Raw genomic sequence first — 26,079 nt, forward strand, 5'->3', positions numbered from 1 at the left:
ACTTTATCTATGACATAAAACTATAATTTATTTACTAATCACCACAATTTTTCGCGATAAGTTATTTATTTTCAATACATACACTCCTGTTGATAGGGTATTTGTAAAATGAAGTTCTGATACTTTGGTAGCTTCTGTATAAGTATTACTCAAATATTGTAAAAATCGACCCTTAATATCAAACAATTGAAATACATCAGAGGCTTGTGTGTTAGATACCTTTATGCTGTTTGATGATGTCGATATAGGGTTGGGATAAACTTTTAGTTCGGTGGTTAGCTCATCTATTGATGGTTCTGATCCTTCAAAATACTGTTTACCATAACTAAAGGCTTTCTGACCGATTTTAATTCCCATAAATCGCCCCGGAATATCATCGGCTGGTGGGTGAATACCACCCCAGATACGTGATAAACTACATTGATCGGATGCATCTCTGTAGGTGGCCCATTGCAGTGTTACATCTACCGATGGACCTTCTTCAAAGACTAAAAATTCATTCTTCCTGGCTAAAAACTCGCCCATACCTCCAGGGAAGTATTCATCACCGGTGAGTAGGGTCATCACCTCGGCTGCCGCTCTGGAATACGTTGAATGTCCCGAAACAAAGCCTGCAAATGGTGGGGTTACAAATGTTGGGCGTTGGTAAGGCCACCAGGTCTCAGCCAGAATCCATCCCACGCCGGCTTCATCTACCTTTGGGTCTTCTATAAAGTCATGCCCCTTCCAGGCGTAGAGTTTTATTTTGCCAACGTGTTCGTTATTGGTACCTGCCAACGGATCCCCTTCTTTTACGATTTCAATGAGTCCGTCCTGTAAATGAATCCCATCTGGATTGTAATTGGATTGACTGGTATCTGTGCATTGTCCGATCTCACACATATAGCGAATGGCCGAAATAGGACGGATATAATCATACCAGCCTTTAACGCCCCAGGCAGCAATGGCAGCATCGTGCATAGCGCCTCCCATTAAAAAATACGCTTTCACATCCCACTCTAAATCCGATAGAATATTACCTTCTCCTTCAAATTGTTTGGTAAACATCTCATGGTCGTTGACATAATTTAAAATCGTAAACCAATGTCCCGGTGGTGTTTCTGAGTCTGGTCCATCAGCCCAGAATTCGGCCAGTACACGCGTGTAGTCTCCTCTCGGAACGATTTGTTCCTGATAAGGTAATTGCGTTACCGGGTTTCTCGAGCGACCAACGCCTATATCGCCTCCTTCCAATTCTTTATAAAAGTTCTTGTAATCGGCATACTCGAGTGGAAAGTGATCCTCCGTTATATTACCTATAGATTTTGGGGAGACATCCCACAGTACTCCATCGTGAGGGTCTAAGTGTGAACTCCATTTAGAGACTAGTGAAAAACACCATTTGTAATCTTCTGACGTACTCATTGGTGGGGCTCCCGGATCGTAATACACCTGATAGTCATGTCCATCTCTGGTATACGTGGTTTTATCTTCTTCTTCCATGGAAAACGGCTGTACACTTCCCCACTCCGGACTTAAAAAACCTGGGGTTACACCACCAATAACATTGCCACTCTGATCGATAAAATTATTAAAGCTTAGTGGTTGCCAGCGATCTGGATTAATATCTGCCACACCTTCAGGATAGGTTAAGCTTAACGGTGCATTAACCGGCTGGTAATACTGGTTGGCATACTGGTTGATTTCATTAGAGCCATCCTGTAACCCATAGACTATCATCTGGCTGGCTATGTAATTTCCTAAAGCAATCGGGTTACCTGTGGTGTAATCTTCATCGGTAATGGATATATCGTAACCCAGTCCAGCCATCACTTCATCTAAAATGCTTTGTGACAAGGTTGGATTTGGCGCATGTGCAAAACGTTCACTCAGCAACCTATACGCCGCATAACTAATGGTTTTCTTTCTGGCTTCGATTACATTGTCTGTCGTTGTAAAGCCTTCAAAATCACTATTAAACCCATGAAGCGTATTTCCTAGTAAATACGTCGATGCTTTATCATCATATACTGCCCAGGCATCATACAGCACCACACTGGTATGAAACAGGTTTCGCGCATGAACTGTGGGGCGTGCATAGTCTTTTCGTATTAATGACAGTAAGGTCTCATTCCATAAACGTGCGATGGATTGTTCTTTAAAATTAACATCTTCTTCTAATAGGGTTACGGACAACACTACAGGTTCACTACTACATTTGGAATTGGACGCTGTTAAAGTTATTGTTCCTGTAGTTCCTATCCCCCATTTTACGATAATATTTCCAATGCCTGGTTCTTCTATTATTTCTCCTCCGGTCACTTTCCACGTTAACGATAAATCTGATGTCACAGGATAGCTGTAAGACTCAATACTGTTTTTATGGGTTTTTATCGTTCCGGTAATCTTTGACGTCTCCAAATAATTACACATACCGGTACTCACCGTCGCATCGGGGTTATAATTACAGGAATCAGGATCTGTACAACCATAAGGTTTTATACTCGGTTGAATATCTAAAATCTGATAACCATTGCCTTCTCTGGCTAAAATGGTTTTATCGGCCGGGATATTGGTATGGGTTTCTATAAGTCCCGATGGCCAGGTGATTTTAAGTTCAAGAATTTCGGTATCAGCTCCTAACCCAAAGTGTACTGGTTTTAAGTGCTGAGATAAAAAACCTTTACCACTATAATAACGGTGTAATAAGCCGCCAGCTGTTTTTACAGATAAAGTCGTACCAATCGCATCACGATTAGACGTGGTACCTTCAAGCTTCACTTTAAACCAGTGCAAATCCTCTGCTGGTTGATTAACATCGGTTAGTTTGTTCTCATAAAAATACGAGGGCCCATCGTTATTGGTAACAAAGATGTCTAGATCACCATCATTATCATAATCAAACACTGCTTCCGTGACGCTGATGGTTTCTTCTCCCAAACCAACCATAGCTGAATTATCAGCTAATCGGGACACAAAATTTTCAATCGAATTTTGATAATACGTATTCTTGTATCGTCCTGAACTTCCAAATTCAAAACCATTTAAAACAAAAAGATCTTCATCCCGATCCAAATCAAAATCGGAGAAAACAACATCCCAGGCCCAGCCAGTATTATAAACCCCTAAACTTCGCCCTTTATTTACAAATGAATTGTTTCCTTGATTTTCAAAAAGTTGATTATCACCAATAGCTGTGATATACATATCGAAAGCACCATCACCATTGTAATCTCCAACAGCAATACCCATATCGTCCTTAGAGAAATCTAAACCATAAGTAGCAGCTTCTTCTGTAAAACCTAAGCCCTTGTTGTTAATGTATAAGTCATTAGATTCAGTAGCATAATCATTAGCTACATATAAATCCATCCAACCATCGCCATTAAAGTCAAAAGGTACACTTTGGTAAGAGTGTTTATTAATTAAGACGCCCTGAATTATCCCTGTAACATTTGTGAAAGTGCCATCTCCATTATTTTTAAAAAGTCGATTCCCTTCATCCTCTGACCCCCAATCGGAAATATAAATATCCAGAAACCCATCATTATTATAGTCAAACCAAGTCGCTCCTGTATTGACATTTTGATTGTATTTTTTAAAACCAGCTTCAAGAGTCACCTCTTTAAAAGTGCCGTTTCCTTCATTATGAAAAAGCTGAACTTTGAAAATATGTGTAAAAAATATGTCCGGGTAACCATCATTATCATAATCACCCCAAAAGGCACCATACTTAAAGCCGTTTAAAGCATCTGTATAATCGCTTGGTTCATCAACTGGAAATAAATTAACCAAACCTGTAGTTTGAGTAACATCGGTAAAGGTTCCATCATTATTATTACGAAACAGTTTACTATGGGTATTTGCATTACCCACAACATCCTGAGCTTTAGCTACCACAAATATATCAAGATCACCATCGGCGTCGTAATCGGCCAAGGCTGTTCCATTGTTTTGGGTGGCAGTACCCAATCCGGCATAGTTTTCTATACGCTCAAAAGTTTGTGCGTTTAAGTTAGTTAAGAAACTAAAAACAATACAAATACTTAAACAGACATGATATTTAGTAGTTAACAGTTTTAGTTTCTGAGCCTTTAATTTCGATATCAATACCTCCATCATCTAAAAGCTTAATGTTCTTAATTGGTGTTAGTTGGTTGGTTGTCCATTTATGGCCGGACTTTTTCCAGAGCATCAAGGTAATATAAATTTTCGATTTAAGTGTATTAGATACACTTTCATTTTTCTCAACATTTATAACTTTACTACATTCACTTTCAGGATGTAAGTCTTTAGTTTCAATAACCTCAGTTTTATCCCATCCCATTATTGGAATCATAGCCAATTGATAGCTTCCATTATCAATTATGGTAGCTTCATAGCCTTTTACTTTTTTCTTTTTAACTATGATTTCTGACTCCAATTGCGGCAAAGCATAATGTCCTAACCTCATTGCTACAGGCTTATCACTTATATTTCTATCGACTCTTAAAATACCATTCGTCAGAGGGATATCAGCTAAACTGAATTTTATATTCTCGTCGGTTTCTAAAACCACATCTCGATAATAAACCCCATCCTCAAACTTTTTAAAATTGTATAATCGGAAGGCTTCCCAATCGTTGTTCTTATTTTTTATCACATAATTCATCGCCACTTCGCCATGCTCACCGTCGGCCTGCCAAGGGAAAGCACTGTTATAAGACAGTCTATTGTAATTTTCGGTAGAACGGAATTTCTGCCAGTCGTCTTTAACCTTTTCATGACACCACGCACGTATTTCAGAAGCACCACTATTTGGGTAATCGGTAATTAGTATCTCTGAAGCTTCCTGAAATTTATTATAAACCTCATCTTTTTTGAAGGTCTCATCCCATGCGCCGTTATTCTCGGTCGCTGTCCAAAACGGATTATCATCAGGTATTAACAAACCTAAAAAGGCTTTACCCATCCAATACACACTTCCACGACAACTATAATTTTGAACCGCTGGTTCGAAAGCCCCATAAAAACCTAGTGTTGGCACTCGATCTTTCATAAAATCGGGATGTGTAAAAAACTGCTTAATAACACCAGACGAAATGCGACGCATCCAGCCAAAATTAATATCCTCTTTATCCTCTAATAATCCCATTAAAGGAAATGGAATGATTGCTCCAATACGGTAACTAATACTTCTTCCGTACATAATCATTTTACCGTCTTCACTGAACAAATAGGGATAATTGTATTTTAAATCTTTAAAATTTTCAATGAATTTTGAAGCTATTTCAGGGTAATGTTGTTTTCCAACATATTCAGACCATATCATACCATACATCTGAAACGCCCACATGCTGTAATAATCGTATGCCGGGCTATCGTTATACCAGCCTTGTCCGCGGTAATGGGTTAGTGATTTTTCTAAGTATTCAACCAACAATTTTTCATTAACCTCGTAGCCTTGCTCCTTAAAAAAACTCAATACAAAAATATTGAAAAACTTCCAGTTTGAGTCTACCGTTGGTCCATCGCCATAACTCAACATGATACTCGCCAGGTTATCTTTAGTCTCTTGTGGTAATGGTTCCCAAAGCACATCTGGACTAATAAGCATCGATAAAGCCAAGGCGCCAAATTCTACCAAATTCTGACTTGGTCCTCCATTTTTTGTTCTGGGAATTATATATGATTCGCTATCAGGCTGTGTTAATTTAGTTATTTGATGACGATAGTAATCGGCAACATTTATGTTGTTAATCTTTAAATCGGGATGATCCTTAAGCAAAGGCGCTGCCACAAATAAGGTTCTGCATAACCCTTCCAGTTTTTCGGTAGGTACACGACCTTCATTATGAGGGTAACTTTTTCCGGGTTGTTTTGGGAACTTCATCGGGTCATCCAAAGTTTGGATATAACTAAAAGCACCTTCAAGTAGAAACAAAGCAGCGTCCTTCCAGTGCTGCTTCGTCATTCCTGTATACGGACTTAAATTATAATCGGGGTTGTCTATCTTAAAAACATCGGTAGTGGTTTGTGAAAAACCAACCAAATTACCTAATGCTAACAACAAAAAACCTAAAATCTTTGACAATTTCATAAATTATTTTAATTGGTTATTATTTTTACAGTTTCTGTTTCCAACCCTTCTGCTGATACCTGTAACTGTATTTCACCGGCCTCTCTGGCACTTTTTACAATTACAAGTGCTCTTCCGTTCCAGGCTTTTCTATGATTTGCCTGATATAAATCGGTATCTTTTAAATTGGCATTATCAACACCAACAATAACGCCTGGTCCTGAAATATCAAATTGTAACCGGTTTGAAGCAATTGGATCGATAATACCTTCACTATCTATAATTTCAACAGTTATGTAGACTAAATCCTGTCCATCAGCATTTATGGTTGAACGATCGGCATCTAATTTAATTTTAGTGGCTTTATCGGCTGTTTTCAGAATAACGTTTTCAATTTCCTGTTCTCCATCTAAAGCAACTGCTTTTAATTCGCCTGACTGATAGGGTAATGTAAACGTTGCTTTAAATTCTTCTGTAATCGTTGTGCTTTTTTCACCTACAACCTCATCATTCAAATACAAACGTACTTTGGGATATATTGAATAGACTTCAACATCAATATGCTTGCCTTCATATCCCGGCCAAGTCCAGCTTTCCCAGGTTGGCCATACTGCCCAAGATGTGGTTCTAATGTCGCCTTCTATAGGATTAGGCTCTTTTACAGCCATATAAATACTTTCGTTATCATTATACAACATATTTCGATAATGTGAGATAGGTTTACGCCAACCCGTTAAATCAATATCACCGCAATAGGCTCCATGCCATGGGTATAAATTCGCCTCCCAATGCTCGCCATGTGGTTCGCCAGGATAATAATACCGCCCAATACCAGATTCTCCAAGATAATCCATCGCCGTCCAGACAAAATCACCAATAATATAATTGTGTTGCTGCACCAAGTTCCAGATGAAAAAGGCGTTTTTAGGATAAGATTCTGTATTAACAATAATTCTCGAAGGCACGCGCTCGTGGTCGCTTTCTGCTTCGTGTAACTGGTAATTGTACCCTGCAACATCGTGTTCTGCCATTAATGGATCGAAAATATCCCAACCTTGCCCCCAAGTAGTCATTGCCGATGTTACCGGACGGGTTGCATCTAATTCATGAACTGCTTCGGTTAACATTTTTGCCGTTTCCACAGCCTGAGGTTCGGTGCGCTCTATAATTTCATTACCTATGCTCCACATAATAATTGAAGGGTGATTTCGATCACGTAACACCATAGATTCTAAATCATGCTTCCACCAAGCAACAAAATAATCAGCATAATCGTGCGGAGTCTTTTCGGCTCTCCAACCATCAAAAGCCTCATCAACAACCAATAACCCTAAACGGTCACAAGCCTCTAAAAACGCTTCAGAAGGTGGATTATGGGAAATCCTAACCGCATTAAACCCGGCGGTCTTTAGCAATTCTACTTTACGCTCTTCTGCTCTGTTATACGCTGCAGCTCCTAAACACCCGTTATCGTGATGCACACAACCACCATTTATAAGAACCTTTTCACCATTTAAAACAAAACCATTTTCTACTGAAAATTCAATACTACGTATACCAAAGTCCTTCGAAAATTCATCGAGAATCTCATTATCCTCTGTTCGCAAAATAAACTCTGCTGTATACAAATTTGGTGTTTCAGGAGACCATAACTTAGGGTTTTCAACCTCTATTTGATAATCAAACACAAAATCTTCATTTACTGGAATTATATATTCCTTTTCAGGTAAAGAAATCGCATTTCCTTCAAGACTCTTTAAAGTCACCTGTAATTTTACCTTTTGCGTTTCGTCCGATTCATTTTTTACCTTGGACTTCACCTGTACAGAAGCTGTTTCTTTTGAAACCTCTGATGTTGTAATCGCTACTCCCCAATCTTCTATATGTAATGGATTAGTAACTTTTAACCAAACATTTCTGTATATACCAGAGCCACTGTACCAACGGCTGTTCTTTTGTTTTGAATTATCCACTTTAACCGAAATGACATTGTCCTGCCCTAATTTCAATAATGACGTCATATCAAAATTAAAAGATGTATATCCGTAGGGTTGAATACCTAAAGATGTGCCGTTTATAAAAACCTCAGCATTCATGTATACCCCTTCAAAATAGATAGAAACCTTCTGCCCTTCCCAATGTGAAGGCACAAAGAATGTTTTACGATACCAGCCTAAACCATTGGAAAAAAAACCACCATCGCCTTGTGACGGATTACTAATTTCAGATTTACTTTCAATACTCCAGTCGTGTGGTAAATCTAAATTTCGCCAAGCAGCATCATCAAAATCTGATGCACTGTATTCAGGTGCATCACCTAAAGAAAATTTCCAGTCGTAATTAAACAACTGTTTTCTTTCAATTTTGTTTTGCTTTTGATTTGCACAATTTGTAAAACATAAAAGTGTAAGACTAAAAATTGCGAGTCCCAGGTTTTTTAACATAATATATTTAGTTATAGCTGTTCGTTTAAGTGTTTTAAAAACACTTGTATATTACAAAACTAAAAAAACATGACATTTAAAACAGGTTATAAATTGACCAACTTACATATTATCTTGTTCATTTAAGGGTGTAAATTGTCCATTTTTTATATTATTTATGAAAAATGATGCTCACTTCAATAATTAGAACCTAAATTCTTCTTAACGGTCATTTTACCCCCTTGAATATGACAAATTCTATACTACCATTTGATTAAACTTGAAATATTTTTGTTTACCAATTATATTGAAACCATTCAAAAATGTCTGTTTACAAATACTTCATTCTCTTTTTATTATTGTTTTCCCTTAACTTGATTACTAATGCGCAAAACCAAAAACCACGTGTTATCGTAACAACCGATGGTGAAGCCGACGACCGCGCTTCAATGGTACGGTTTTTATTAACCACTAATGAATTTGATGTAGAAGGGATTATTAATAGCAGTTCCCAATTTCACTGGGTTGGAGGTCAAGGTTGGAAAGCCTTCCACCCTGTGGAATGGGTAAAAGAATATATCGAATATTATGCTGAAGTTTATAACAATTTAAAACTTCATGACCCTAGTTATCCAACGCCCGAATATTTATTAAGTAAATGGAAAGTGGGCAATATTAACGCTATAGGTGAAGATGATATTCGTACCGAAGGGGCTAAGTTTATAACTGAACTTCTTTTAGATGAAACAGATTCTCGACCTATTTGGATTCAAGCTTGGGGTGGTTGTAATACTATTTCAAGAGCTTTAAAAATTATTCAGGAAGATTATCCTGAAAAGATGGAATATGCTGCAAAAAAAATGCGCCTGTTTTTAATCTGGGAGCAGGATGAAACCTACCAGAACTATATTCGGCCAAACTGGGAACATTTCAACATTCCCACCATTATATCAGACCAGTTTGATTGTATGGCGTACATCTGGCCCAAAGTCCTTCCAAAAGACATTCAAACTTATTTTGAAAGCGACAGGATGACTAATAATATTATAGAAAATCACGGGGCTTTATGTAGCGTTTATGAAAATAACCAAGGGGCTTTTAATGCTGAAGGTGACACACCAGCCTTCCTGCATAGTATCCCAAACGGCTTACGAAGTATGGAGTCGCCATCCTACGGAGGCTGGGGCGGACGCTATGTAAACGTTCGAAATAATGTTTGGATGGATCCGCTTCCCGATTCAACCTATACACGTCCCGACGGGCAATGGGGATTTCATAACAGCTGGTCTAAACAAATGGAACACGACATCGAATCAAATAAAGTGGAAATACGAACCAACTATTTTAAACCCATCTGGCGCTGGCTAGATGCTGTCCAAAATGATTTTGCTGCGCGTGCAGACTGGTGTGTTAAAGATTATGCTTCTGCGAATCATCATCCCATAATAAAACTAAAAAACACCCCCATAAATTTAAAAGCAAAAGCGGGTTCTAAAATTAAATTAGATCCCAGTAAAACCACAGATCCTGACGGGGATGCATTACTTTTTAATTGGTGGCATTACAACGAAGCTGATACTTACCAGGGAAAATCGATAAATACTTCACACCATGCTAAAACAAAAATTACCATACCTGAAGATGCTCTACCAGGTGACACCATACACATGGTTTGTGAAGTATCTGATTCCGGCACTCCAAAGTTAACCCGATATCAGCGTGTTATTATAACTGTAATAAATTAAGGAGTATAAGGTTTTATAACTTCAAGTTTATCTCCTGTTAAATCCACTTCAAACAAATGCGGAATTCTCACTGTTCTATCATTCACTTTTTTATGACTATGTACCGACATTAAGGTTTTTCCTTCGAAAGTTTTAAACAACATGCCATGTCCGAAATTAGGTGGCGTTATAGGGTCTTTTTCATGAATCCATGGCCCATCAAGCGTCCCGCTTTCTGAATAGGCTACGCCCTGTGTGTATACATCATAAATCCAACTGGTCCAAATCATCCCTAATCGACCTGTTTCGGTTTTAAACAAATAAGGACCGTCAGTTACTTTATTAGGTTTGTCTTGACCGTTTTCACCTTTTTCGCGACTCCATGGCGAATCGCTGGCTTTAAATAATAATTGCCCTTCTCCAATCGAACCACTCAAATCGGGTTTCAGTTCAATTTTTTCCATGGTACCATTACCATTTTGTAACCACTCGTAACAATACACCATATACGGTTTTCCATTAGTATCTACCCAAAAAGTACCATCTAAAGTTGGTTTATTGGCTGGTAAATAAATATCATCTGCCATAGGCACGTAAGGTCCTTCGGGTTTATCGCTAACAAGAATATGACTGGCGCGACGTTCAATAATATTTCCTGCTACAGTATCAATTTTAACATCTCGGTTGGTAAAGGTGGCGAAATAATAGTACTTATTATTGTATTGATGCAGTTCTGCTGCCCAAATCATAGGATTAGGTCCCATCCATGAACTAGGATTCGTTTTAGCTACGTGGTACGGACCTTCCCAAAATTTTAAATTCTTACTCTTCCATAATAAACCTCCTGTCCCAGTCATATAATAGGTTTGAGAAGCTTTATCGGCTAGAATTGCTGGATCGCTTAATCTTATAGAATCTAAAGGAATTTGAAACCTGAATTTTCTTTGACTAAAACTATTTAGGATAACAAAAAGACTGGCCACTAAAACAGTGAAACCAGTCTTTTTTATACTTAAAACATTAATCATATTTATTTGGTTTTCGGAGATACACGATACAATCCAGCACCATGATAATTAATGGTAGGTGCAAAATCTGAACCAGAATAAGTTCCCAAGTCTTTATGATTCCATAAATCTCTGATAGCACACGCACCGCTAAACCCTAAGGCCTCCAAATCCACAGGAATCGCCGTTGGATCTTCATTCATAATTTTAGGGTCTTCGGTTGAAATCATAAACTCTACGGTTGATCCTGATTTGTCATTCGTTCCAACAATATCTAAACCTCCAAAAGCCGTGAATCGTTTGCTATATTTAGGAAGTTTGTAGTGAATTATAGATTGTGAATGTGTCCCTATACCGTTATCGTAAACCGTTCCTTTAACATTTAATTGGCCTCCAGATACACTTTTATTGATACCGATTGTTCCCCAACCCGCAAAGGCTTCTTCCCAAGATAAATCGGTTAGTTTTACCTGTTCTCCATTGTCTAAATGAATGGTTGGGTTAATCCAGTTGGCATGATCCCACGAATACCCGTCGCCGCCATCGTTTACAATTAAATATAAATCGGTACTTCCTTCGGGCAATTCCACGTCGATATCTTCACCAAAACCATCAGTTAAGTGCGACACGGTTCCACTTCGGTATAATAAACTTTTGGTTGACACAAATCCGTCACCCGCACTATTAAAAACGGCAACAAACTTATCGTCACTATCCGGGTCATCAGCTGTCCATCCAACAAGATCATTCTCATTAAACCATTGCTTGTTGTTTATCGATTTACTATGAACTTCAAGCACTTCTTTGTTAGTCAATAACATGTTTGTAAATTCATCATTATCGGGTAGATTACCACCAAACATCAATGGTGATTTGAACATGGTCCATAAGGTCATTAACGTGTACTGTTCATCTTTAGTAAACTTTGTATATCGATTAGTTGCGCGTTCACCACGAATAAATTTCCCCATGGGTAACATATCGGCATCTGGCCAGGCCCCGGCTGAAATATAAGGTGCCCATTCTGCACATTTTTCAAAAGAATAATTTAATTGCGCCCAGTTATCCCAGAAATCATCAATAGTACGCCACATATTGGCATTTGCTGTAGCATGGTCATGTTCATCGATAGGTGTTGCACCCGGCGACATACTTAACACGATTGGCCTTCCTGTTTGGTCGATGGCTTTTCGAATCATCTCAATTTCATCGGTGTGATACGGACGTGATAAATCATCAACCTTCACAAAATCCAATCCCCAGGAAGCATACAAATCGAAGATAGAATTGTAATACTCCTGTGCTCCAGGTTTATCTTTTACAACGGTATAATTGTCCTGTAACCACGTACACTCGTATTCGGTTGAGTAAATTTGATCTGCCATAATATTAGTACCTTTTATGGGTAGTTTATTGAATACAGCTTCCTTTGGAACGCCACGCATGATATGGATTCCGAATTTTAACCCTAAACTATGAATATAATCCGCTAACGGTTTAAAACCGGCTCCATTTACTGAGGACGGAAAACGCTTTGGTGATGGCATATATCGACCATATTCATCGATAATAAAATCGGTTTGATCATATTTATTGTAGTGCCCTGATGTCTGGTTATCGGCATACCAGCGAATGTCGACAACCACATATTCCCAACCAGATTCCTTTAGGTGTTTTGCCATGTAATCGGCATTGGCTTTTACTTCTTCTTCCACCACCGAAGGCCCGAAACAATCCCAGCTATTCCAACCCTTTGGTGGCGTTAGTGCCCAAGATTTAAAATCGGTTTGTTCCTGCTTCTTACTGGTTCCGCAAGCTATTAGTATTACTGCAATAACAGAAAGTTTAAATAAATTTAATGGTTTCATTTAGTTGTTTGGTTTATGTCTTTTTAGTTACTAACTCCTTTTGTAGTCATAATAACTGGTTTGATCGTTCCGTCTTTCTTATATTCCAATTTATCAATACAAATAGATCGACTGAAACTTCCTCCATCGGTTTGAATACCGCCGTTATGATAAATAAAATACGATTCGCCTTTAAAATCAATAATGGCTTGATGGTTGGTATTACTATTACCAGCTATTTCATTAATCACTTCTTTATATTGATACGGACCTTCAGGTTTATCACTTATGGCATAAGCAATGCGCTCTGGAAAGCCTACGGCAAACGATAATAAATACTTGCCATTTCTTTTCTGAATCCACGGTGCTTCAGTAAACGGAAACTCCATTTCGCCTTGAATATCGACCATTTTTATACCATAATCTTTATCGTATGAAATCATATCTTCATTCAGCTTAGCAACCCAACATGCGCCGTTCCCCCAGTAAATCCATGCTTGTCCATCGTCATCGATAAACACCGTAGGGTCGATAGTTCGCCAACTGTGTTTCTTTCCGAAACTATCTTCATTAGTAAACAAAGGTTTTCCTAAAGCATCTTTAAAAGGCCCTTCCGGTCTATCGGAAACAGCGACCCCAATACCTGTTCTTTGCGAGCTGGTATACCAATAAAATTTACCGTTACGTTCTATCACCTGACTTGCCCAGGCCGCGTTTTGTTCGCCCCATGTAAAATCTGATGCTTTTAAAGGCGTTTTATATTCCCAGAAATGTTTCATATCGGTGGTTGCAAAAACACACCAGTTTAAAATATTATACCGTGTTTGACCACCTTTAAAATCTTCTCCCGTGTAGATAAATAAGGTATCATTATGAACGAGAGCCGCGGCATCGGCGGTGTATTTATGGGTTACAACAGGGTTACCTTTGGCTTCCCATGTATGTATTATTTTAGTACTTTCAATCTGTTCATGTTCTTGAGCAAATGTACTTTGTAACACCCCAATTACTCCTAATGTTGATACGATAAAGGTCTTTCTTAAATTCATTATTCAATCGTTAAATTATAATTATAATGTTTAGCAAGTTTTACTGCTTCCTGCTTTGTTAATGTAATAACAGCGCCATGTTTTGGTGATTTAAAATTAGTAGTTTTCATTGCCCCTTCATTAAAATGCCCTAAATCCTTAAAGTTTTTAAAATCTGAAGTTTCAACAAACCCGAAATTATGCGGATTGATACTATAAATATCATACATTAATACCCAGGTGTCGCTATCAAAACGCTTCCATACATTTGGTGCTTCACAAGAGCCTGGCTCTTTATCAATCCATTCTTCATTATAGATATAACCTGTATTGATTTCATCTGAAAAAGCCATTTTCACACCAATTGGGCGCTCCTGAGCTACGTAAGTCATACAATAACGCCCATCGGGCATTCGAGAAATATCTGCATCTAAAATTTGAATGGTTTCATTAGGATATTCAAATAATGGTAGTGGTTCGGTAATTAATTTTGTAAAATCCTCATTAGCATAGGCATAATACAATTTGGTTAACCCATGCCCCATTCGCATGGTAAAATATACCATCATTTTTTTCTCCTTAGGATCATAAATACTTTGAGGTGCCCAGGCACAACCTATATTTTCATAGCCTTCAAATGCCTCATCAAAAAGAAAATTACTGTGGGTCCAATGTATTAAATCATAAGATTTCATTAAGACAAATCCTCTGTTATTACCCCAGTCGTATTGATCTCCGGGACGCTCCCAATGGGTATTTCGGAACCCTTTTTCTTTTCCAAAAATATGCAAATCGGTCATTACCACATAAAACGCCCCATCAGGCCCCCTTGATATATGTGGATCGCGAATACCTTTCTGGCTGGCAATGGTATCGCCGGCAACAATGGCTTTACCATTATTTATATCGGTAAACATATAACCATCGGTACTTAAAGCCATATGTAGACTATGGTCGTCATCTTTAAAATACGTCATTAGATAAGCACTGAAATCTTCCTCTTTTATCGAGTTTTTAGAGGTTTTACAACTGAAAAGCCCAAATATAGCCACTAAAAATAAAGTAAATATGTGTTTATAAAATTTCATATTCCAATTTGCTGATATGTTATTCATTATCTAAGCATCATTCCTTTTTTTAGAACAAAACTCCATTTCATCTTAACTTGTTAAGTGAGAATCTGAAACAAGTTCAGATTGACAAATTTCAGGTTTAGTTTAAAGATAGAATGCCTGAAATAGTTGGCTCAACGGGTTTTATGCTTCCATCTTCATTAAACTCTAATTTATCAATGCACACCTCTCGGTTGTAACCTGCTGCTCTACCCATTTCAATACCATTTGGACGCGTAAATCTATGATATACAATATGCCATATATCTGAATCTGGTGTTTGGATCACACTATTGTGCCCGGTTCCATAAATGCCTTTCTCAGGTCTTTTTTCTAAAATTAAATTATTCTCAGGAATATTTAAAGGCCCTAATGGCGAATCTGCCGTAGCGTATCGGACACGGTAATTCGGACTTCTTGTATCGTCTTCAGACCATAAGAAATAATATTTCCCGTTTCTGTAAAATACTTCCGTTCCTTCTCTAAATGTGCCTCCAGGATTTAAACGCTTAAAGCTATTTGGTTTTATTGAAACCATATCGTCGTTTAATTCCACAACGCCCATATAACCGTTACCCCAATACAAATAGGTTTTTCCAGAAACTGGGTCGGTAAAAATATCTGGATCTATTTCCTGTCCCCTATTAATACCTTCTGGTTTTTTACCAATAATAGGCTGCCCAGAATCTACAAAAGGCCCTTCTGGATTATCGGCTACAGCGACACCAATTTTTTGTGCTGCTGTGAAGTAGTAAAAATACTTATACTCCCCATTTACTTTTTTCTCTATAGCACACGGTGCCCAAGCATTTCGGTCTGCCCAACTCACATCTTTCTTAAGATCTAAAATTACTCCTTCATCAGTCCAGTTCACTAAATCTGGTGATGAAAAGGTTTTAAAATACGTTCCAGACCATCCTGTAAAACCATCACTGGTTGGGTAGATGTAATATTTCTTATTTTTTTCTGAATAAATAATTTCCGGATCGGCATAGAATCCGCTTAACACTGGGTTATTGTCTTCATGAACCGAAACCTTATATGTTTTTTGCTTTCCTGCCGTTTCAATAGTATAATCTACTGTTCCTTTAGAAAAATCCTGTGCACCGGCAGTCAACATATTTACCCAAGGAAGCGTTTCAATTTTTAAATCTAAATTCGTGATATCAGTACCCAATTTAACCGGAATATAAATGGTTTCCTCTTCATCATTTATATCTACATTGTTTTGTCTGATTCCTTCTGCTTTAAAACTTACAAAAGCACTTTTATCTAAAGTTCCCCATTTCTCTAATAAGACATTTTTTTCACTTTCTGTAATTCGAATTACGGTTCCGTGACGCGGATGAAAATTCATAGAAATGGCATCATCGACCACAGTAAAATATTCCAAATCATTTGATTTTGTAAACTGATAGGTTCCAGAAGTATACATATCGTACATTAGAATATACTCATCGGAATCTATAAGTTTAAAAATCCCTGAACCTTCTACAGCGGCATCCGTTTGATCATAAAACCCATCTTGCTGCACATACCCTTCAGTTAATTTATCTGAAACGGCTTTTCTAATACCTCCGCCGTGACTTTCATTCTTAAAAAACAAATTATACACTCCATCTTTATAGATGATATCACCATCTATACATGCACTATTGGTAGGGCTAAAAAACAATTGTTTTGGTGTTGTTGCAAGACCGGTAAAATCTTTATTGGCATACGCATAATAAATAATATCCGGGCCTTCGGCACCCAACATTGACCAGTAAATCATATACTGCTTTGTCTTGCTATCATATATGGTTTGTGGCGCCCAAACACGTACAACATCACCAAATTCCTCTGGGTAAGTTTTAGGAATATTGATTACCGTAGATGTCCAGTTAATTAAATCGGTTGATTTCATTAAAACCATAGCTCTGTTAGAACTCCATCCGTTAGCAGAAACCATATCGGTAACCACCATGTAAAAGGTTTTTCCATCAGCTCCTCTTAAAATATGAGGGTCGCGAACGCCTCCCGTAGAACTGATATCTTTGGAATCTATAATCGGGTTATTACCATTAAGCGCATAATAATTATACCCATCCTGACTTAAAGCATATCTTATAGCTTCTTCATTTCCACTATTTCCTGTAAAATACGTAAACAAATAGGTGGTGTACTTTTCCTGTGTTTTACATGAAAACAAACTTAAAACTAGTGCTGTAATAAATAAATAGTTTAAATAAACTTTATATTTCATATTTGTGAATTTATTTTTTAATGTCTTGTAATCGCTGCAACGTAAACATTTTTTGCTCTAAATAAGGTTGATTTTTTCTTTACAATTGAGGATGCTTGCGTTTGGCCACTAGCACCTTCCATTTGTAAATTGATTATTAACCAAAATGGCTTATTAGTATAATCTTTAATTTCTTCAGATTTGAGAACACCATCTATGTACATTTTCACTTTCGAAAACTCTTCATCTATATACTCTATAGTCACTTTGTAATGATGCCAAACCGATGCGGCATCATTGATCACCGTTTTTTCTGTTGTCCAAATGGTATGTCTCCAATCTTTACCGGAAACTGTATTTTGCCAACACGTATCATTTCCTTTAAACTCCAGCATATCAATCTCAGGAGGCCATGATTTTGCCCCTGTAATCCAAAATGCGGGCCAGGTCCCATAATCTGTTGGTGCTTGAAAATCGCCACTTATTTCCCAATAAGAGTTTTGCTTAGTAACTTTAATTTGTTGTTTTAAATGAATGGCTCCAGAATGAAAAGCTATAGGTAAATGAGGATCACTTGAACTTTCACCTTCATCTTTGCCTTTATTCCAATCTGCACTAATCTCAAGAATTCCACCTGCTTTTAAACTTACCTTACTTGGGAACATTCTTGCCGTTCCATTATGATCTTTTCCCCATGGGTAAAGCATATTCCAATTGGCCTCAAAATCCTTTTGACTGTTAAAACTTGTTGAGTCTAAGTAAACGAAAGGCCTTATAGTATCTATTTCCTTTAACGTCTTTTCATTGATATTTTCATCACTAAATTTATTTTCATTTAAATGAAAATGTCCAAGGAAAACTATTAATGATATACAAAGGATACTAAGCAAACGAAAGATGAGCATGATTTTGTTTTTGAAAAAAAAGAGAAGAAGACAAACTGCATCCTCTTCTCTTTTCAACTAAAATATAAACAACATTAAATTAATTTGCTACTTGTATTTCCCAAGAGGTTATGTTACAGAAATAGTCTCCATTTTGCGTTGTAACCTGACCTACAGAAATATCTGTAGCTTCGTCAACTGTAAATGATACCGTATAAGTTCCTGCCGCACCAATACGTTTATAGCCTATCACTTCGGCAGCCGTTGTAACATCTTCTACATTTGGTAACCCATTACCTCCTTTCGTAATTACGAAATAAGCACCATCAGGATTAGCATCATGGTTTGTGCTCAACACCTGAACTCTTAACATATAGCTTGCAGCCTCGGCGTGTACTACCTGATAAATTTTACCATTAGTAATCCAAGGTGATCCCCACCCGGACTCCAAATTAAATACATTACCATTCCACTCATCCCAGCCACCATAGCCGCCGTGATTTTTAGCTACATCGTTAGTTATCCATGGTTCTCCCAGCGTTCCCCAACGTCCTCCATCAGTAGCAACAGCAATAAACGGTACCGCTGCATTTCCTAACACAGGTGTTGGTATAGGCGTTACCTCTTCATAAGCTGTAAAGAAATTATCTATAGAGGCTTCATCAGGAATAAAAGCTGTTCTGTAACGATAAGTTGAACCGCCTTCAAAATCTGAAATAGTTACACTAGACTCGGCAATATCAACATAAACCGTTTTTGTTTCACCTGATGTTGACATGTACTCAAATTCAGAACCTAAAACCCCTGAGTTTAAATCCATCTCCGCCAACCCAATTACTAATTCACTCCCAACCAGTACATTTCTTTCTAACGGTCTATTAAAAAGTGATGCAATATAACGATCACCATACACCTCAGCAGATTGAGAAACTGCAATAGATTTGTTTCCATCTTCGTCTAAAGTTCTTACAGTAAAATTATATACATTTTCTTCTAAACCATCAATGATAAAAGAAACCTTATCAATGCCTTCTGTTCTGGTTACTGGAACAGAAATGGAATCTCTATTATTATTCCAAAATACTCTAACCTCGGTTACTTTAGGGTCTCCAATTATCAAACCTTCGACCTTTACCCGATTTTGTCCAGGATAAATTTCTAAAGAATCAATTGCTCCTGTATATGAGATCTCACCTCCTTCTGTGAATTTAAGATATTCTGTATCGTCGGTACAAGAATAAATTCCCAGAACAAGACCTATAGCAAATACTGCTATAATTATATGCTTTAATTTTTTCATTGTCTTCATAATTTAAATTAAAGGTTTGGGTTACCATACACCTGAACCTCGGATACAGCCATATATTGACCATTTGCCCAGTTTAACAAACATTCTATACGAAGGAAACGTACAGCAGGCTTCTCGATATCAATTTCATAATCTGCTCCATCCTGAGCTGCTACTAAATCGTTGTTATCCTCCTGACCGTATGGTAAACCTGATGGTTTAATAATTTCATACTCCCCCATAAGTGTCCAAGTACCATCGTCTAAATTACCATCATTAAGTTCGTTAGCGCCCCAAATTCTGAATTTTCTCATGGCACCTAAATAATAGTACAATCTTTGCCCCCCAATAGGCTCGGAGAAATTCCAGATATGTAAACGGCTTAATTTTGTTCGTTGACCTATATCGAAGGTTACCAAGTGGTTACCAACATCAATAGTTCTACTGGTAAAGAAACTGTCGTACCATTCTAAAGTTCCACCATTAAATAAGTCTCTTACCTCGGTGTGTGCTGCAATTAATTCTGCATCATTTGGTAAAGTCACCGGAAGCATCTCCTCTCTTGGCATTAAGGTCTCAAAAATTGGAGTTATTTCTGTAAACAATGTGTCTGTAGTGTTTAACCATCTATCTCTTATCACGAACGCAAAATCCTGTGGTTCCGGATCGTAACCTCTGATACTTCTTGAAATGGTATCAACAGAGGTATAGATACTTGTTGGCAATGGTTCCCAATCGCCTTGAACATTTTTTTGCATGACTAATACTGCAATATCTTCTTCTGTTGGGTTTAAGGCGTTAATACGTACACCTCCAAAATCAGCGTTAGTTTCAAGCGATCTGAAAATTTCATAAATCGGAGCTTCCAACGGCGCTACGCTTACCGTAACAGGATCTGATTCTGTTTCACTTCTGTTTACAGCATAAATTTCAACCTCTTCTTCAGACTGACCTGTAAACCCTTCTAAAACCATAGAATTCTGGTAATAAGAAGCTTTCACCTCCATTGGCGCACCATTTTCTAAGGTATAACGTGCTACCACATACAATAAATCTTTATCCTCTGGTAGTGTATATTCCAACTTTACCTTTCCTGGTAAATTTTCAACTACAACATTCTCAACCATTCCTGGAGGTGTTGTATTATTTTCTAATGGTGATGGGCCTTGTTCTTCTGAACATGCAGAAAAAAAAGCAATTAGAGCCAACATCGCGATCCAAGAGAATTTTAATATATTTTGTTTCATAATTGTTATGTTTTTACCAACCTGGACTTTGAACCAGATTAGGGTTTTGAATTAGTGTATTTTCATTAATTGGCCAGAAATAATCTCTTGGCGAAACAAAACGCTGTTGGTAAAGCGTTAAAACCTGATAGTAAGAACTCTCAGTTGTTCCAAATACATTCCATCCTTTTATAGGGTTATTAAACTCTCTGGTTGCTTCTTTCCAACGTCTAACATCCCAAAAGTTTTTCCCCTCATAGGCTAATTCTATTGTACGCTCTCTATGAATAATTTCACGCATACCTTCTTTAGTTGTATACTTGTTCGGGCTTACCGAATAGTTTTGCCAAGATGTTGCTACACCTTCTAAACCGGCACGAGCACGGATAGCATCAACATACTCTAAAACCTCGGCTGTTGGACCAGACACTTCATTTAAAGCTTCGGCATACTGTAAATACAAATCTGCTAAACGTAATTCAGGCCAAGCATACTCTTTGTAAGATCCACCACCATCACTATTAAAGTTATACTCCCAGTTTACTACTTTCTTAATGAAATATCCTGAGATGTTGAAATCGAACGCATCGAAACTACCTGCATAATCCTGGAACTTAGACTCTATATGGAATTTAGTCTCGTCTGCATTACTATCTTGTTTGTAAAAGATAGCACCATCAAACCCTAAATCTGCATAAAAACGAGGCTCTCTATCAAAATTTAAAACTGAAGTTCTATACCCTTCAAAAATATTTAATGCATCTTCTGGCCCTGCTTCTCTAAGTTCAGTAATATCGGAGAAATCTAAAGTTTTATCTTCATCAATAGGCACTCCATTTTTTGTATAAAACTTAGAAGCCGACCCTATAGTTGGAGAGAAAATCATTCTCGCTTCTCTTGCAGGCACCACATTTGATAGTGGCATCATACAAATACGTTGCAACCAATACGTACGGCTATTGGTGTTCGACCAAATTACCTCGTCATTAAATGGCTCACATAAAGCTTGTCTGATAGTTACCTTAGTCTTTGAAGTTTCAGAAATATCGAAGGTAAAATCATTTTTATAATAAATTCTATGTCCGTTAGCTTCAGCTACATCAATAGCATCTTTAATTGCTGTCGCAGCTCTTTGCCATTTAGTTGGATCGTAAGTGGTATTAAATAAGGGTGTTCCATCATTATTAGTATATCCTGCCATATCTGTATTACCATTAAACAACGGACTAGCAGCCATTAATAACAATTCTCCTTTTATACCTTTAGCTACCTGTCTTGTAACACGTCCCAATTCGTTTTGAGTATCAACAATTTGGGGAGGAAGACCAGCAGCAGCCTCATCTAATAAAGATACTAAATAATCTACACTTTCGTCAATAGGCTCGCGTGACACCTGAATTTCACTCTCTGGTGCATCTACAGGAATGACTTCTTTAATAATTGGAATTGGGCCATACATACGCATTAAATAATAATGGTAATACCCTTTTAAAAATTTAGCTTCAGCAATCCACCTTAAACGTTCTGCTTCAGAAATATCAGGCACATTATTTCTATCCTCCATGCTTTCGATGAATACATTACAGTGTCTTATACCATCGTATAAAGGGTATAAATCTGCCGGACCCGCTGCTTGATAGCGTCCTTCCCATGCATCCATATAAGGATCTGAAACACGTTGCAATCCTCTTGCTACATCGAAAGCATAACTATTTAATGCCGCATCATTAGGAGCAATCCAGGTCTCATTACCTGCTAAAAATCCAATATTATAAATAGCATCTCCATTTTTAGGAAGATACGAGTAACAAGTAAATAAATACTTCTCGGCTTCATTTCTTAATTTAAATGCTTGATCTATAGTCACTACGTTATCTGGAACCACATCCAGAAACGTTTCTTCACATGATTCTAAACCGATTAGGCAAAAAACCATGGCAGACATTCCTAAAGCCTTATATAGCCTTTGTGTCCCTTGTTTTAATATGTTTTTCTTTATAGTTCTCATACCTTTTTTTTTAAAAATCAACTTTTAAACCTAAGTTATAAACAGACTGGATTGGGTAACCTAAACCATTACCTCCCATCTCTGGATCCCATAACCTAAATTTACTCCACACTGCAAGGTTATTACCACTAAAATAAAGTCTCGCCGACTGCATACCCAGTTTAGAAACAAAGTTTTCAGGGAAATTATATCCTGCCTCAATTGTTTTTAATCTTAAAAACGATCCGTCACGCATCCACCATGTTGATGGCTGGTTATTATTCTCTACAAATTCGTCACTTAACCTAGGCCAAAATGCATATGAATCTCTGTTGGCTTCAGACCAATGGTCTTCTGCAATAACATCTAACAATCCATTTTGATATGGTCCATTTATTACGAATGGTGATATATTTTCAGGATTGATAAAGAATGATGTTCTAGCAACGCCTTGGAAGAAAATACTAAAATCGAAATTTTTGTAACCAACAGTTCCTCCAAAACCATAAACAATTTCTGGTGTAGTTGGGTATCCAATTGGTACCATATCATTAGAACTGATATAACCATCGCCATTTACATCGCGGTATTTTATATCACCTCCTCTAACTTCACCAAATTGTGTTGGTGAGTTTGCTACTTCCTCATCATCGATAAATAATCGTTCTGCAATATAACCATAGCCTTGACTAGCATTGGTACCTATTCTTGAACGGTATGATAATTCATCTGGGTAAGATACCTCATCGTACACTAAAATTTCATTTGTTGCAAAAGTAAAGTTACCACGTAATTGTGTATACCAGTCTTGATTAAACGACTTATCGTATGTTAAAGATGCATCTAAACCTTTACTTTCCATTTCACCAAAATTGGTTGCTGGCGTTGCTGTAAGACCTAAAGTTGAACCTATATTAGATCTTGCTTGTAGAATATTTGTTCTGTTTTGTTTAAAAATATCTACAATGACATTTAATGAATTAAATAATTCTAAATCAAAACCAACATTGGTTTGTTTCGATTTTTCCCAACCAATATTAGGGTTAGAATAACGCGATGTAAACACCCCTGGTCTGGAATATCCATATTGCTCGCCAAAAGTTGAACCATATCGTCCATCGTTAAGATTTACATTAGATAAATAGAAGAATCGATCACCTGTATCTCCAATAGCATCGTTACCTACTAAACCATAAGTAAAACGCAGTTTAAAATCTGATACTACATCTCTTAAACCATCCCACCAATCTTCTTTAGACATGCGATACGCTAAACCTAAAGATGGGAAATATCCGTAACGACTTCCGTTAGCAAAACGCTCAGAACCATTGTAACCGAAGTTAAACTCGAATAAGTAAGTGTCGTCATAACCATAGGTGAAACGTCCTGACAAACTGTGGTTTCTATTTGGTAATGAGTTTTGAACGCTACCGGCGTTACCTGTTTCGTAACTTGATAATAAATTAACTAGCATACCAGAAACCGCATGCTTCTCATTAAACACACGACTATAATTAATCGCTGTTTCTAAATAAATTCTAGAATCTAAATCTTTACGACCTTCAGAGTAATCTAAATACTCTGTTCCTGTAACACCTACACTGCCTTGTCCACCATCATTCAATACGTTTAACTCTAAATCTCCTGTAAATGGACTAATATACCCTTCGTAATAAAAAGGATTATATTGTCTGGCCACTTCATAATAAGAATATCTTCTAACATACCCCATAGCACGAGCCGAAAGCCCTTCAGTAATACCACCTAAATCCTGTTTAAGTTCTACCTGTGCTTGAATCGTGGATGCTTTATTGGTTTGATATCCGCGTACCATTTCAGCATAAGGGTTAATTAAAATAGCAGAACCTGCATTATTAGTTGCCTGAGCACCACCAAATAAAGGATGATCTATAAAAGGTAAATAACTAGAAGGATATACCTTAGGGAACTTAACCGGGTTAGACCATAAGGTTAAATTAAAAATACGAGCACCTCCGTTTACCCAGTTTCCATTCGAATCTCTACCTCCTACTGGTCCATTATAATCGTCAAACTGACCATAAACACGAACGATACCTTTTGTTGTAGGGGTTAAATTCACATCTAAGTTACTTCTTACCGAGTAATTTCTAAGCTTAATATTGTTGTTGAAATTATTAATAGGATCAACATCCAATACCCCGTTATCCACATTATAAGTACCAGAGATATAATACTTCGCTTTTTCTCCACCACCCTGAGCACTAAAGTTTAAACCTTGGTTAATGGTGTAGTCCTTAATCAACTCATCTACCCAATTGTTACTTGGGTATAAATATGGATCATCTCCAATTGAAGTTCTGTATATTTTATTTTGCGTATATGGTAATGACGCTTGAGGATCACGTGTTAAAGCGGCCTCGTTTGCCAACTGCATATAGGTAATGTTATCTGCAAAATTAAAGTTTCTGGTATTTGAAGATACTCGAGTTTCGCTACGTAATTGGAATTGTGTTTTTCCTGCCTTACCCATTTTGGTAGTAATTAAAACTACCCCGTTCGCACCACGAGCTCCATATACTGCCGCCGCCGCTGCATCTTTTAATACCGAAAAACTTTCAATATCATCAGGCTGCAAACGTGCCATATCGGTCGTACTGGATTCAATACCATCAATCAAAATTAAAGGATTTACTTTTCCTGATCCAAAAGATCCTAAACCACGAATAAAGAAATCTGAATTATCGGCGCCTGGCTCACCACTTCTTTGCACAGCAATCATACCTGATACACGTCCAGCCATCATGGTGGTTAAGTTACTTGTAGGTCCTTTAATTTCTTTAGGAGAAATTGTAGTAATCGAACTTACTAAACTGGCTTTCTTTTGTGTACCAAAACCAACAACCACCACCTCTTTTAAGGCTTCATTGTTTTCGTTCATTACCACAGTAAATACCGATTTACTTCCTATTGCTATTTCCTGAGTTTCAAAACCTACATAAGAGACAACTAAAGTGGTTGCTTTATCTTCAATATCCAGTTGAAACTCACCGTCAAAATCGGTCATTACACCATTAGTGGTTCCTTTTACTAAAACGTTAGCTCCAGGTAATACCATTCCAGTTGCATCTTTAACTACCCCAGTAATGGTTCGTTTCTGGATTTCGGTTTTGAAATCCTTTGTTTTTCCTTCACTAGCTTGAATTTGATAAGAAGTAATACACAAAAGGAGCACTACCAATTTGAATTTAAAATCAAATTCAGGACAAGAAAAAAAGACTTTTCTCATTTTGATTAGTTTTATCATATTAAT

General features: G+C 37.4%; 14 protein-coding genes. 1 reads left to right on the plus strand and 13 read right to left on the minus strand.

Annotation, left to right across the window (positions count from 1 at the left end; all coding sequences use genetic code 11):
* Nucleotides 1-27: 27 nt before the first annotated feature.
* From RBH94_RS00690 to RBH94_RS00700, 3 genes are read right to left on the minus strand one after another with little or no spacing between them, the layout of a single operon-like run.
* The gene (locus RBH94_RS00690; protein ID WP_307881930.1) at nt 28-4,101 is read right to left on the minus strand and encodes an FG-GAP-like repeat-containing protein; all 4,074 of its coding nucleotides are present in this window, start codon (nt 4,099-4,101) and stop codon (nt 28-30) included.
* Nucleotides 4,043-6,058: a DUF2264 domain-containing protein gene (locus RBH94_RS00695; RefSeq protein WP_307881931.1), complete on the minus strand. Its 2,016-nt coding sequence runs from the start codon at nt 6,056-6,058 to the stop codon at nt 4,043-4,045. The genes RBH94_RS00690 and RBH94_RS00695 overlap by 59 nt, the downstream gene beginning before the upstream one ends.
* An 8-nt stretch (nt 6,059-6,066) precedes the next feature.
* Complete coding sequence (locus tag RBH94_RS00700) at nt 6,067-8,481, minus strand: sugar-binding domain-containing protein (protein WP_307881932.1); 2,415 nt, start codon at nt 8,479-8,481, stop codon at nt 6,067-6,069.
* 302 nt (nt 8,482-8,783) lie between these two features.
* Here RBH94_RS00700 and RBH94_RS00705 point away from each other — a divergent pair, with 302 nt between their 5' ends.
* Nucleotides 8,784-10,205: a DUF1593 domain-containing protein gene (locus RBH94_RS00705; protein ID WP_307881933.1), complete on the plus strand. Its 1,422-nt coding sequence runs from the start codon at nt 8,784-8,786 to the stop codon at nt 10,203-10,205.
* Here the strand turns inward: RBH94_RS00705 and RBH94_RS00710 are convergent.
* The 10 genes from RBH94_RS00710 to RBH94_RS00755 form a co-directional block, all read right to left on the minus strand.
* The gene (locus RBH94_RS00710; protein WP_307881934.1) at nt 10,202-11,212 is read right to left on the minus strand and encodes a glycoside hydrolase family 43 protein; all 1,011 of its coding nucleotides are present in this window, start codon (nt 11,210-11,212) and stop codon (nt 10,202-10,204) included. The two genes, RBH94_RS00705 and RBH94_RS00710, sit on opposite strands and share 4 nt — an antisense overlap.
* A 2-nt stretch (nt 11,213-11,214) precedes the next feature.
* On the minus strand, nt 11,215-13,059 hold the full coding sequence (locus RBH94_RS00715) for an NPCBM/NEW2 domain-containing protein (protein WP_307881935.1): 1,845 nt from the start codon (nt 13,057-13,059) through the stop codon (nt 11,215-11,217).
* Nucleotides 13,060-13,082: 23 nt separating this feature from the next.
* Entirely contained in the window at nt 13,083-14,087 is a 1,005-nt protein-coding gene (locus tag RBH94_RS00720) for a glycoside hydrolase family 43 protein (RefSeq protein WP_307881936.1), read from the minus strand.
* On the minus strand, nt 14,087-15,154 hold the full coding sequence (locus tag RBH94_RS00725; protein ID WP_307881937.1) for a glycoside hydrolase family 43 protein: 1,068 nt from the start codon (nt 15,152-15,154) through the stop codon (nt 14,087-14,089). The genes RBH94_RS00720 and RBH94_RS00725 overlap by 1 nt, the downstream gene beginning before the upstream one ends.
* Nucleotides 15,155-15,278: 124 nt before the next feature.
* Nucleotides 15,279-17,423 carry a family 43 glycosylhydrolase gene (locus RBH94_RS00730; RefSeq protein WP_307881938.1) on the minus strand — a complete coding sequence of 715 codons (2,145 nt, stop codon included), beginning with the start codon at nt 17,421-17,423 and terminating at the stop codon, nt 15,279-15,281.
* 17 nt (nt 17,424-17,440) lie between these two features.
* Nucleotides 17,441-18,307 carry a family 16 glycosylhydrolase gene (locus RBH94_RS00735; RefSeq protein ID WP_307881939.1) on the minus strand — a complete coding sequence of 289 codons (867 nt, stop codon included), beginning with the start codon at nt 18,305-18,307 and terminating at the stop codon, nt 17,441-17,443.
* A gap of 79 nt (nt 18,308-18,386) precedes the next feature.
* Nucleotides 18,387-19,586, minus strand: a complete 1,200-nt coding sequence (locus RBH94_RS00740; RefSeq protein ID WP_307881940.1) for a DUF4998 domain-containing protein — start codon at nt 19,584-19,586, stop codon at nt 18,387-18,389.
* 17 nt (nt 19,587-19,603) lie between these two features.
* Nucleotides 19,604-20,821 (minus strand): DUF4959 domain-containing protein, encoded by a 1,218-nt coding sequence (locus RBH94_RS00745; RefSeq protein ID WP_307881941.1) that lies wholly within the window; start codon nt 20,819-20,821, stop codon nt 19,604-19,606.
* A gap of 13 nt (nt 20,822-20,834) precedes the next feature.
* Nucleotides 20,835-22,808, minus strand: coding sequence for a RagB/SusD family nutrient uptake outer membrane protein (locus RBH94_RS00750; RefSeq protein WP_307881942.1), 1,974 nt, complete (start codon nt 22,806-22,808; stop codon nt 20,835-20,837).
* A 10-nt stretch (nt 22,809-22,818) separates the two neighbouring features.
* Nucleotides 22,819-26,055 (minus strand): TonB-dependent receptor, encoded by a 3,237-nt coding sequence (locus RBH94_RS00755; RefSeq protein WP_307881943.1) that lies wholly within the window; start codon nt 26,053-26,055, stop codon nt 22,819-22,821.
* Between the last annotated feature and the right edge of the window lie 24 nt (nt 26,056-26,079).

The organism is Aestuariibaculum sp. YM273 (assembly GCF_030908365.1).
Taxonomy (GTDB): domain Bacteria; phylum Bacteroidota; class Bacteroidia; order Flavobacteriales; family Flavobacteriaceae; genus Aestuariibaculum; species Aestuariibaculum marinum.

Coding starts and splice junctions, on each gene's coding strand:
- RBH94_RS00715 (WP_307881935.1), bottom strand. CDS start 13,059: ATGAAACCATTAAATTTATTTAAACTTTCTGTTATTGCAGTAATACTA.
- RBH94_RS00725 (WP_307881937.1), bottom strand. CDS start 15,154: ATGAAATTTTATAAACACATATTTACTTTATTTTTAGTGGCTATATTT.
- RBH94_RS00705 (WP_307881933.1), top strand. CDS start 8,784: ATGTCTGTTTACAAATACTTCATTCTCTTTTTATTATTGTTTTCCCTT.
- RBH94_RS00730 (WP_307881938.1), bottom strand. CDS start 17,423: ATGAAATATAAAGTTTATTTAAACTATTTATTTATTACAGCACTAGTT.
- RBH94_RS00695 (WP_307881931.1), bottom strand. CDS start 6,058: ATGAAATTGTCAAAGATTTTAGGTTTTTTGTTGTTAGCATTAGGTAAT.
- RBH94_RS00690 (WP_307881930.1), bottom strand. CDS start 4,101: ATGATGGAGGTATTGATATCGAAATTAAAGGCTCAGAAACTAAAACTG.
- RBH94_RS00720 (WP_307881936.1), bottom strand. CDS start 14,087: ATGAATTTAAGAAAGACCTTTATCGTATCAACATTAGGAGTAATTGGG.
- RBH94_RS00745 (WP_307881941.1), bottom strand. CDS start 20,821: ATGAAACAAAATATATTAAAATTCTCTTGGATCGCGATGTTGGCTCTA.
- RBH94_RS00740 (WP_307881940.1), bottom strand. CDS start 19,586: ATGAAAAAATTAAAGCATATAATTATAGCAGTATTTGCTATAGGTCTT.
- RBH94_RS00735 (WP_307881939.1), bottom strand. CDS start 18,307: ATGCTCATCTTTCGTTTGCTTAGTATCCTTTGTATATCATTAATAGTT.
- RBH94_RS00700 (WP_307881932.1), bottom strand. CDS start 8,481: ATGTTAAAAAACCTGGGACTCGCAATTTTTAGTCTTACACTTTTATGT.
- RBH94_RS00750 (WP_307881942.1), bottom strand. CDS start 22,808: ATGAGAACTATAAAGAAAAACATATTAAAACAAGGGACACAAAGGCTA.
- RBH94_RS00755 (WP_307881943.1), bottom strand. CDS start 26,055: ATGAGAAAAGTCTTTTTTTCTTGTCCTGAATTTGATTTTAAATTCAAA.
- RBH94_RS00710 (WP_307881934.1), bottom strand. CDS start 11,212: ATGATTAATGTTTTAAGTATAAAAAAGACTGGTTTCACTGTTTTAGTG.